We start from the raw sequence: 9,663 nt of genomic DNA on the forward strand, positions 1-9,663 counted from the left end.
CGGCGGCACTCAACCTTGACAGGCAGCCGCATCAACGCCGCTGCGCGGCATTGATCCGGCTCCTGTCAAAACAGCAGACTCGACAGCCTGCCGCGGGCACGGGTGACGCGCGGATCGGCGTCGCCCACGACGCCGAACAGTTCGAGCAGCCGTTCGCGTACGGGGGCTCGCTCATCGGTGGGCAGGACTGCGAACAGATCGAGCAACCGACCGAACGCGTCGTCGACGTGCCCGCCGGCGAGATCCAGATCAGCGACGAGCAGCTGCGCGTCGATGTCGGCGGGGCTTGCGGCCGCAGCGGCGCGTGCAGCCTGGAGGTCTGCGTCGGCGACGCGGGTGAGCAGACGCACCTGGCCGAGTCCAGCGAGCGCATCGGCGTCGCGGGGGTTCTCTGCGAGGGCCTGCTCGTAGGCTGCGGCCGCGCGCGGATACTCCCCCGCCTCGATCGCGTCGAACGCCTCCTGGTGCAGTGGCGGCATCGCAGGCTCTGCGGGCTCAGCGTCGTCCCCTGATGCAGACGCGGACGGCATCGGCACGGTGCCTGTCACGCCGTGCTGGCCCGCGAGCTGCAGAAGCTGCTCGAACACTTCGCGCACCTGCGGCTCAGGAACGGCGCCGTTGAAGAGCGGAACGGGCTGCCCAGCAACGAGCGCGACGACCATCGGGATCGACTGCGCCCGGAACCCCTGCGCGAGTTGCGGGTTCGCATCCACGTCGACCTTCGCGAGGACGAGACGGCCCGCATACTCGGTGACGACCTTCTCGAGGATCGGGCCGAGCTGCTTGCACGGTCCGCACCATTCCGCCCACAGGTCGACGACGACGGGAACGGTGCGCGAGAGCTCCAGCACCTGCGGGAACGTGTCGTCGGTGACGTCGAACACGAGCGCCGGCCCGGAATCCGCCCCAGCCGGGATTGTCGGCGCGGCCGGGGGCTGGTTGGCCCGCTGCCGCAGCGACGAAAGGTCGACGCCGCCGCGCAGCGCGGCAGCCGGTGTCGGATCGGTCACTCTTCGATCTCCTTGGCTCCGAGGATGTCGGACGAATATCCGAGCAGACGGATGGACTCGTTGGAACTCTGCGCCGGCACGAAGAAGAACAACTGGTCGAGATACGTCGTCGTGTACCCCTTGGCGCTCGTCGTGTCGGTCAGCGCCTCGACGATGCGGTTGCCGGTGTCTTCGTCGTCGTCCTCGTCACGGAGCTTGATGACGGCGTCGTCGTCGGTCGCTTCGACGGTCTCGTTCTCGCGAATGGTCACGGCGACGATCGCACCGCTGTCGACGGTGCCCAGCGAGACGGCCTCAATGTTCCCGTCGACGGCATCGTAGGACAGGGTGCCTGTCTCCTCGCCGGTCTCGTTGAACTGCTCGAGTCGGTCCGCGCGGTCGGCCGTGATCTGCGCCCGCAGCGTGTCGGCTTCGAGGTCGAACAGGCCGGCGTAGACGCTGTCGTCGCCTTCGTCGATGACATCGGCGTACGCCCCGGCGAGCTCCTGCGGCGGCAGGACGAGGAACGGCGAGTCCGGCGCGACCGTCAGCGCACCGACGTAGTCCGGCGCGACGTTCAGTTCGGTGTCGCCCGACATGTTGCCCATATAGCGGAGCTTGTAGTCCGACCAGGCGTCGTCCTGCGTCACCGCCATGATCACCGTGGACTTGTCGTCCGAGGACTCCATGACGGCGAGGAACGTGCGCGGCCAGCCGTCGAAGGCCTCCGGCAGCAGGATCTGTAGGCCCTCCGTCGGAATGGGCGCAAGAGCCGGGTGGTCATCCAGCTCCTCACGGATCGCGTAGTTGGTCTTGCGGACGGCGAGGGCAGCGGATGCGAGGCGGGTCGAGGCGAGGTCGAGGTCGGCCGCTTCATCGGCCTCTGTGACCGTCTGCGCGATGCGCGCGATGATGCGCTCCGCCTGCGCCTTGGTGACGGCGGGAGCACCCTGCCCTTCGGGAACGATGACCGACTGCGACGGCGTGGGCGTCGGCGTCGAGCCGAACTGCGGCCAGGCATCCGCTGAACAGCCTGCGAACAGGAGCGCCGACAGGCCGAGCGTCGGTACGGCGAGCAGCTTCTTGCGGCCGCGGGTGATCTGCCGACGCGCGGGCGTCGCCGAGATGACGCCCTTGTCGGCGCCTTCGACGGCCAGATCGATCGGTTCGGTGTGCGCCATCGGCAGCCCCTTGCGACGAGGTCCGCGCGAGCGCCGGACGTGACGCACGCCGAGGATGTACAGCACGATGCCCGCCGCCATCATGAGCGCACCTCCGACGATGAGCGGGCCGGCCCACGGCGTAGTGACACCGGTCGGCCAGCTCAACGAAAGATCGGTCGGCGCGGGCTCGACGCCATCGGCCGCGATCAGCAGGCTCACGTCGTCGGGCAGTTCGAGCGACGTGATCAGGGTGCGGTCATGTTCGAACTCGTCAAGCCACAGGTCGGAGCCGTGTGGATCGAGCGGTGCTGCCTCGGCTGCGGCTTCTTCCGCGGTCGCGTCCGTCTCGGGCTCCGGAGCGGTGACGACCTCGGAGCGGATCGTTCCGGCATCCGAAACCGTCACCGACACGTAGTCGCTCGTGCCGAGCCACGCGGTCATATCTGCCGTGCGACCGTAAGCCGCGAAGATCGTGCCGTCACCGCGTGCGCGCAGCGTCTGCGCGCCGTCGTGACTGTTGAGCACTGCTCCGTCGATGAGGATGTAGGGGACGCTCTCATCGATCTCGATCGACTGGCTCTCGGACTCGGGACCTTGCAGCACGGTCCGCTGCGCGATGCCGGCGCCGATCATCAGCGTCGCCAGCACGAAGGCGGCGACAGCCCACACGAAACGCACGAATCAAGACCTTCCTGCACCCGGCGACTCAGCGTTCGGGCGCACAATCGACGTTCCAGACTAGCGAAGAAGTCCTGAATGTCGCCCGGGAGGGCGCGCGGCTCCCGCACGGGGCCCGATCTCCTGCGTATTGTGACTGTCGACCGTCGTTGCAGAAGAGGGCTCCGTGAAGATCCAGCATCCGTTCCGCACCGCACTGGTGGCGACCCTCGGTGTGGGGATCGGCATCATGCTGATCCAGAGCGTCAGCTCGCTGTCGACGATCCTCCTGTACGTCGGCACGGCCCTGTTCCTCGCGCTCGGCCTCGACCCCGTCGTGTCGTGGCTCGAACGCCGTGGGCTTCGCCGCTGGGCCGCACTGCTGGTCACCTTCGTCGCCCTGCTCGCCGCGTTCGCCGGCATCATCCTCATGGTCGTGCCGATCATCGTCGGGCAGATCGCCGAACTGATCAGACAGGTGCAGGCTCTCGTCGAGTCGGTCGTGGACGGCTCCTGGGTGCCGCTCGACGACGTGCGCGGCTGGCTTCAGGAGTCCTTCCCGCTGCTCGATGTCGACCAGGTCTTCGACTACCTCACCGAGTGGTGGGAATCGCTCAACTTCGGCACGATCGGCACCGAAGCGGCAGGCTGGCTCGTCGCGCTCGGCACGGGGATCATCTCGGGCTTCACCGGCGCCCTGATCGTGCTCATCCTCACGATCTACTTCACCGCTTCGACCCCGAACCTGAAGGCGGCCGTCTACCAGCTGTCGCCGGCCTCCAAGCGTGCGCGCTTCATCGACCTATCTGAGCAGATCACCGCGTCCGTCGGGTACTACGTCATGGGCCAGGTGACGCTCGGGCTCATCAACGGCGTGCTGAGCGCGATCTTCCTCAGCATCATCGGTGCACCCTTCCCGGCGGTGCTCGCGGTCGTCGCGTTCTTCTTCTCACTCATCCCGCTCGTCGGCACGCTCACCGGCTCCGCGATCATCGTGCTGACCTGTCTCATCCCCGGCTTGGCGTCGCCCCTGACGGCGCTCGTCGCCCTCATCTGGTACGTCGTCTACATGCAGGTCGAGGCGTACGTCCTGTCACCACGGATCATGAACCGTGCCGTCTCGGTGCCCGGCGCTGTCGTCGTCATCGCCGCCCTCGCGGGTGGTTCGCTGCTCGGCCTGCTCGGCGCCCTCATCGCCATCCCGGTCGCGGCGAGCCTGCTGATCATCTACCGCCAGGTCATCATCCCGCGACAGAACGAGCTGTGACCCTCAGCCGGCGCTGTGCCACATGGTGGGCAGCGGCAGCGCCTCGGGGTTGACCGCGCCCACGATCTCGGTCAGCACGCGTCTGGTCTGCGTCTCGCCGACCCACAGATGCTTGCCCCCCTCCACGGGGATGAGGGTCGCATGGGGCACGCTCGCGAACCGGTCGGCGGCTTCGGCTGGTCGCAGGTAGTCGTCGAATTCGGGGATCAACGCGATCACCGACCGCGGCTCATCTGCCCAGGCCGCGACGTCATCGGCGGTGGCGCGATGCAACGGCGGTGACAGCAGGATGATGCCCTCGACGTCGTGGTCCCGCCCGTACTTGAGTGCGAGCTCCGTGCCGAACGACCAGCCGACGAGCCAGGGCCGGGGCAACCGCCGCTCGCGTACGAAGTCCATCGCCGCGGCGACATCGAACGCCTCGGCCCGGCCGCCGTCGAAGGCCCCGTCACTGGTGCCCCGGGGCGACGTCGTGCCGCGGGTGTTGAACCGGAGCACGGCCAGGTCTGCCAATGCGGGGAGTCGAGCGGCGGCTTTGCGCAGGATGTGCGAGTCCATGAATCCGCCCGCAGTGGGCAGCGGGTGGAGCGTCACCAGGGTCGCCACGGGTGAGGCTGACTCGGGGCTCGCCAGTTCACCGACGAGCGTCAATCCGTCGAGCGTATGCAGCTCGATGTCTTCGCGACGCGCCGGGAGGAGCGCCGGTCCTCGAATCTCCATCAGCCGATCCTCCAACAGGATGTGTGCCAGTGCCGACGCGCGGCAAGGTCTGCCGCATCGCCCAGAATGCCGTCCGCCCGCCATGTGACGAGGTGCGCGACGCCGGGAGACACCTCTCGACCGCAGCCGGGGCACGTGTATGGCTTCTGCGCCTGGGCAGCAGCCACAGGCTGCACCGTCCACTCGACACCGCGCCGGATCTCGGTGCGCTTCCAGCCGCTCAGCAAGCGTTCGAACGAGGCGTCGTCGCCCTCAGAACGTCGACGATTGGACCGAGGCACCTCGTGCGTTCACCACCAGTGGTTCGCAGTCCAGAAGTCGTAGGCGGCGGCCCAACTGCCGTACCGCCCGACCGCATAGCCGTTGGCCCAGCGCAGATTGTCGACCGGGTTGTAACCGTTGCCCGGAACCTTGCTGCAGGGGTAAGCCTGAATGAGCCCACACGCTCCCGACGACGGGTTCGTGGCGTTCGGGTTCCATCCACTCTCACGCGTCGCGATGTAGTCGACGAACGACCAGTCGCTTTCCGCGATGCCGGCTGCCGTGAGCCATTCCGTCTTGGAGCCTCCGCCGGTGTACTTCGGGCTTGCGGCGGCGCTCGAGGACGACCCGGAGGATGCCGTGCTCGCTTCGACCGTCGGCGTCGGCGTCGGCGTCGGCTTCGGCTTCACGTAGACGCTGTAGGTCATCGAGCTTCGGTCGAAGGCCGCCGCAGACGCGTCCGCGGATGCCGCGACATAGGTTTGCGTGTCGCCGACGGTCTCGGCGTAGAGCGACACCGTCTCGACCTCGACCTCGGCAGCGTTCGCATCGGCCACCGTGGCCCCCAGGGGCGCGACGTACGCGCCGGCGCACACGACCGCGGCGAATGCTGCGAACGCGCCGGTCACACCACGACGCCGAGACCAGCGCTGCTCGGTCCGACGGACCTTCGCCACACCGGCCACCGCGCGGCCTGGAGCGGGGAGCAGGTCACGATCGGAAGTCACAATGCCGAATATTCTAGCGCCGCGATGCCGAACGTGCCATTCGAGGGGTCAGCGCACCGCGAGCATGACCTCGACGACGGCGTCTAGGACTGCGTCGACCTGTTGTTCCCGATAGCCGCGACGCTGCATGCGGAAGGCCACCGAGCGCACCTGGTCAGGGGTCAGGTCGGCGCCAGTCTCCAGGTATTCGGCGATGCGATCGGCCACGATGTCGACCTCGTCGAGGCGGTATCCGTAGTGGAGCAGGCCGACTCGCTCGAACCGCTCCCCCGGCGACCGCCGGAGTCGATCGAGGATCTCCTGCCCGAGCGTCCGAGAACGACCGAGCCACGCGCGGGCACCACGTTGAGAGAGCGCCTGTTCGCGTTCCCGCAGCGCGAACGCGTCCTCGATGCGCCCCAGGGCGGCATCGACCGCGGCGGGCACATAGCCGCCACGGACGAGTGGGAACCCGACGGCGCGGACGTCGAGCGAGCTCGGCGCGTCACCACCGTCAGACTCGAATCCGGCACGAGCGCGCTGCAGGAAGGCGTCGACCGCGCGCGGCTCGTAGCCGCGCCGACGGCCCGACTCGCGCGGGAACGCAGGAGTGCTCATCACACCGCCATCGGGAAGAAGAGGAAGTACAGCGCCAGCGCGGGCACCGTCGACGGGAGGATCGAGTCGAGCCGATCGAGCACGCCACCGTGACCCGGAAGCGCCGAACTCATGTCCTTGATGCCGAGATCGCGCTTGATCATGGACTCACCGAGATCACCGATCGTCGCCGAGCCGAGGATCGCGACCCCGAACAGCAGGGCTGCCCACCACGGAATGTGCAGCATCAGGATGCCGAGGAGCACTGCGACGACCGCCGCAGCGAGCGCAGCGCCTGCGAAACCCTCCCACGTCTTCTTGGGGCTGATCCGAGGCGCCATCGGATGCCGTCCGAAGGCGACCCCCGCCGCATAGGCCCCGGTATCGGCGGCGACAGCGATCGCGACCATCGCCAGCACCCACAGCTCGCCCTGCTCCTGGCGCAGCAGCACGAGGGCGAGGCTCGCCAGCAACGGCACGTACAGCGGGACGAATCCGGCGACGAGTGCGTCTGCGAGGACATCGCCGTAGCGGCGGCCGTTGCGCGCCGCCATCTGCGCGACGAGACGGATGACGATCAGCGCGGCGACCACGGCGTACGTGATCACCCAGTGCGTCCAGTGGCCGTAGAAGAACGCCGCGAGAAGGATCAGCAGACCGCCGATCAGGTGCGGCACCACGTCGACCCGCCGACCCGATGCCTGCAGAGCCCGGACGAACTCGTAGATGCCCAGCAGCACCGCCGGAATGGCGAACAGGAGGAACAGCCACTTCACGAACAGCAGCGATGCGAGCACCGCCGCCCCGATCAGGACGCCGATCGCGATCGCCGACAGCAGGTTTCGGCCGGAGCGTTCGTTGATGCGCTCGTTGGCCTGTTCGAAGTCGGCGCGTGCCTTCTCGATGTGCTGCTCGAAGTCGGTGCGGGCCTGCCGCACGTGCGTCTGGAACGACGACTCCTGCGCAACGCGGCGCGCTTCAGCGCGCGTTGACGGCGTCGCGCCGCCGTCAGCCGCGTCGTCGGTGTCGCTCATGTCGTCGTCGCCTCGGCCTCAGACCTCGAGCAGCTCGGACTCTTTGCGCTTGAGCGCATCGTCGATGGCGTCCACGTGCGTGCGCGTGATGCCGTCGAGCTCCTTTTCGGCGCGGGCGAGGTCGTCTTCGCCGACCTCGCTCTTGAGCGCGTCGAGCTCGTCCTTGGACTTGCGGCGGATGCCGCGCAGGTGCACCTTGTGGTCTTCGCCCTTGGAGCGCACCAGCTTGACGTACTCCTTGCGACGCTCCTCGGTGAGCTCGGGCATCGTGACCCGCACGATGTTGCCGTCGTTCGTCGGGTTGACGCCGAGGTTCGGGGTGTCTCGGATGGCCTGTTCGATCGCCTTGAGCGCCGACTTGTCGTACGGCGTGATGACGAGCGATCGGGCTTCGGGGCTCTGCAGTGACGCCAGCTGCGCGAGCGGGGTCGGCGAGCCGTAGTAGTCGACCAGGATCTTCTGGAAGAGCTGCGGGTTGGCGCGACCGGTGCGGACGGTGGCGAAGTCTTCCTTCGCCGCCTCCACGGCACGGGTCATGCGCGTCTTCGTGTCGGCCAGGATCTCGGCGATCACGGGAACTCCATTCGTCGGTACGTCGAAGATCGAGTCTAGTTGAGCAGCGCCGCGATCTACGCGGTGACGAGCGTGCCGATCGTTTCGCCCAGGAGCGCCTTCGTGACGTTGCCGGCCGGTTCCATGCCGAACACGCGCATGTCGATCCCGTTGTCCATGCACAGGCTGAACGCGGTCGAGTCGACGACCTTCAAGCCGCGCTGCAGCGCGTCGAGGTACGTGATCTCGTCGATACGCTCTGCCGTCGGATCCTTCTTCGGGTCGGCCGTGTAGACGCCGTCGACACCGTTCTTGGCCACGAGGACCTCATCGGCGCCGATCTCGAGCGCACGCTGCGCCGCGACGGTGTCGGTCGAGAAGTACGGCAGACCTGCTCCCGCACCGAAGATGACGACGCGGCCCTTCTCCATGTGACGCTCGGCGCGGCGCGGAATGTACGGCTCCGCGACCTGTGTCATGGCGATCGCGGACTGGACGCGGGTTGCGGCGCCGGCCTGCTCCAGGAAGTCCTGCAGCGCGAGGGCGTTCATGACCGTTCCGAGCATGCCCATGTAATCGGCGCGCCCTCGGTCCATGCCGCGCTGGCTGAGTTCGGCGCCGCGGAAGAAGTTTCCGCCGCCCACGACGACGGAGATCTCGACACGGTCGACCGCGGCGGCGATCTCACGGGCGATCTGGCCGACGACGTCGGGATTCACGCCGAGCTGACCGCCTCCGAACGCTTCACCGGAAAGTTTCAGAAGGACGCGGCGGCGTCCGGTGTTCTCGTCGATCACGCAGGGTTCCTCTCGTCGCGAATGCAGACTATCGAATCGTGGGCATGGAGAAGGGGCCCGCATCCGAGGATGCGAGCCCCTTGTCCGACTTACGCGCCGACCTTGAAGCGGGCGAAGTCGGTGATGGTGAGGCCTGCGTCGGCGGCGACCTTCGCGACGGACAGCTTGTTGTCCTTGGCGTAGTCCTGGTCGAGGAGCGCGACCTGCTTGAGGTACGCGTTCACGCGGCCTTCGACGATCTTCGGCAGTGCGGCTTCGGGCTTGCCCTCGTTGCGCGAGATCTCGGTGACGATCTCGCGCTCCTTCTCGACATCCGCGGCGGGGACGTCGTCACGGCTGAGGTAGGAGGGGTTCGCGAACGAGATGTGCTGCGCGATGCTGCGTGCCGTCTCCGCGTCGTCGCCCGAGTAGGCCACCACGACACCGATCTGCGGGGGCAGGTCCTTGCTCGTCTTGTGCAGGTAGATCTCGAAGGCGTCGCCGGAGAGCGTACGCACGCGGCGCAGCTCGACCTTCTCGCCGATGATCGCGGCCTCATCCGAGATGAGCTCTGCGACGGTCTGCGATCCGGCGGAAGCGGCAAGTGCGGCCTCTGCCGAGTCGGCGCCGGCGGCCGCAGCGGCGGCGAGCACCTTGTCGGCCAGCGCGATGAAGCGCTCGTTCTTGGCGACGAAGTCGGTCTCGGTGTTGAGCTCGATGATCGTGACCTTGCCGTCCTGCTCAGCGGCGGCGACGAGGCCCTCGCTGGTGGAACGGTCGGCGCGCTTGGCGTTGCCCTTCGCGCCCTTCAGACGCAGGATCTCGACGGCCTTCTCGAGGTCGCCGTCGGCCTCCTCGAGTGCCTTCTTGGTGTCGACCATTCCGGTGCCGAGCTGCTCGCGCAGCGTCTTGATGTCGGCGATGGTGAAGTTTGCCATGG

At 67.7% G+C, this 9,663-nt stretch carries 11 protein-coding genes; 1 reads left to right on the forward strand and 10 read right to left on the reverse strand.

Annotated elements, in window-relative coordinates; all coding sequences use genetic code 11:
- Window positions 1–65 precede the first annotated feature (65 nt).
- Together AC3ENX_RS12550 and AC3ENX_RS12555 are read right to left on the reverse strand one after the other, a co-directional pair.
- Window positions 66–1,010 carry a tetratricopeptide repeat protein gene (locus AC3ENX_RS12550; RefSeq protein WP_434812213.1) on the reverse strand — a complete coding sequence of 315 codons (945 nt, stop codon included), beginning with the start codon at window positions 1,008–1,010 and terminating at the stop codon, window positions 66–68.
- Window positions 1,007–2,830: a DUF8094 domain-containing protein gene (locus tag AC3ENX_RS12555; protein ID WP_434812214.1), complete on the reverse strand. Its 1,824-nt coding sequence runs from the start codon at window positions 2,828–2,830 to the stop codon at window positions 1,007–1,009. The genes AC3ENX_RS12550 and AC3ENX_RS12555 overlap by 4 nt, the downstream gene beginning before the upstream one ends.
- A 166-nt stretch (window positions 2,831–2,996) precedes the next feature.
- On the opposite strand from AC3ENX_RS12555, the gene AC3ENX_RS12560 reads away from it, so the two are divergent.
- Window positions 2,997–4,076 carry an AI-2E family transporter gene (locus AC3ENX_RS12560; protein ID WP_434812215.1) on the forward strand — a complete coding sequence of 360 codons (1,080 nt, stop codon included), beginning with the start codon at window positions 2,997–2,999 and terminating at the stop codon, window positions 4,074–4,076.
- Window positions 4,077–4,079: 3 nt separating this feature from the next.
- Here the strand turns inward: AC3ENX_RS12560 and AC3ENX_RS12565 are convergent, their stop codons facing one another.
- The 8 genes from AC3ENX_RS12565 to tsf all read right to left on the reverse strand — a co-directional run bounded on the left by AC3ENX_RS12565 (window position 4,080) and on the right by tsf (window position 9,661).
- On the reverse strand, window positions 4,080–4,796 hold the full coding sequence (locus AC3ENX_RS12565) for an alpha/beta hydrolase (protein ID WP_434812216.1): 717 nt from the start codon (window positions 4,794–4,796) through the stop codon (window positions 4,080–4,082).
- Window positions 4,796–5,077, reverse strand: coding sequence for a hypothetical protein (locus tag AC3ENX_RS12570; RefSeq protein ID WP_434812217.1), 282 nt, complete (start codon window positions 5,075–5,077; stop codon window positions 4,796–4,798). The genes AC3ENX_RS12565 and AC3ENX_RS12570 overlap by 1 nt, the downstream gene beginning before the upstream one ends.
- 9 nt (window positions 5,078–5,086) lie before the next feature.
- Complete coding sequence (locus AC3ENX_RS12575; RefSeq protein ID WP_434812218.1) at window positions 5,087–5,785, reverse strand: aggregation-promoting factor C-terminal-like domain-containing protein; 699 nt, start codon at window positions 5,783–5,785, stop codon at window positions 5,087–5,089.
- Window positions 5,786–5,833: 48 nt separating this feature from the next.
- Entirely contained in the window at window positions 5,834–6,382 is a 549-nt protein-coding gene (locus AC3ENX_RS12580) for a DivIVA domain-containing protein (protein ID WP_434812219.1), read from the reverse strand.
- A complete protein-coding gene (locus tag AC3ENX_RS12585) occupies window positions 6,382–7,395 on the reverse strand; it encodes a phosphatidate cytidylyltransferase (RefSeq protein ID WP_434812220.1) in 1,014 nt (337 codons plus the stop codon). The genes AC3ENX_RS12580 and AC3ENX_RS12585 overlap by 1 nt, the downstream gene beginning before the upstream one ends.
- 18 nt (window positions 7,396–7,413) lie before the next feature.
- A complete protein-coding gene (gene frr, locus AC3ENX_RS12590; RefSeq protein WP_434812221.1) occupies window positions 7,414–7,968 on the reverse strand; it encodes a ribosome recycling factor in 555 nt (184 codons plus the stop codon).
- 56 nt (window positions 7,969–8,024) lie between these two features.
- Window positions 8,025–8,744, reverse strand: a complete 720-nt coding sequence (gene pyrH, locus AC3ENX_RS12595) for a UMP kinase (protein ID WP_434812222.1) — start codon at window positions 8,742–8,744, stop codon at window positions 8,025–8,027.
- A gap of 89 nt (window positions 8,745–8,833) precedes the next feature.
- Window positions 8,834–9,661 carry a translation elongation factor Ts gene (gene tsf, locus AC3ENX_RS12600; protein WP_434812223.1) on the reverse strand — a complete coding sequence of 276 codons (828 nt, stop codon included), beginning with the start codon at window positions 9,659–9,661 and terminating at the stop codon, window positions 8,834–8,836.
- Between the last annotated feature and the right edge of the window lie 2 nt (window positions 9,662–9,663).

It is taken from the genome of Microbacterium sp. bgisy189, from assembly GCF_057707225.1.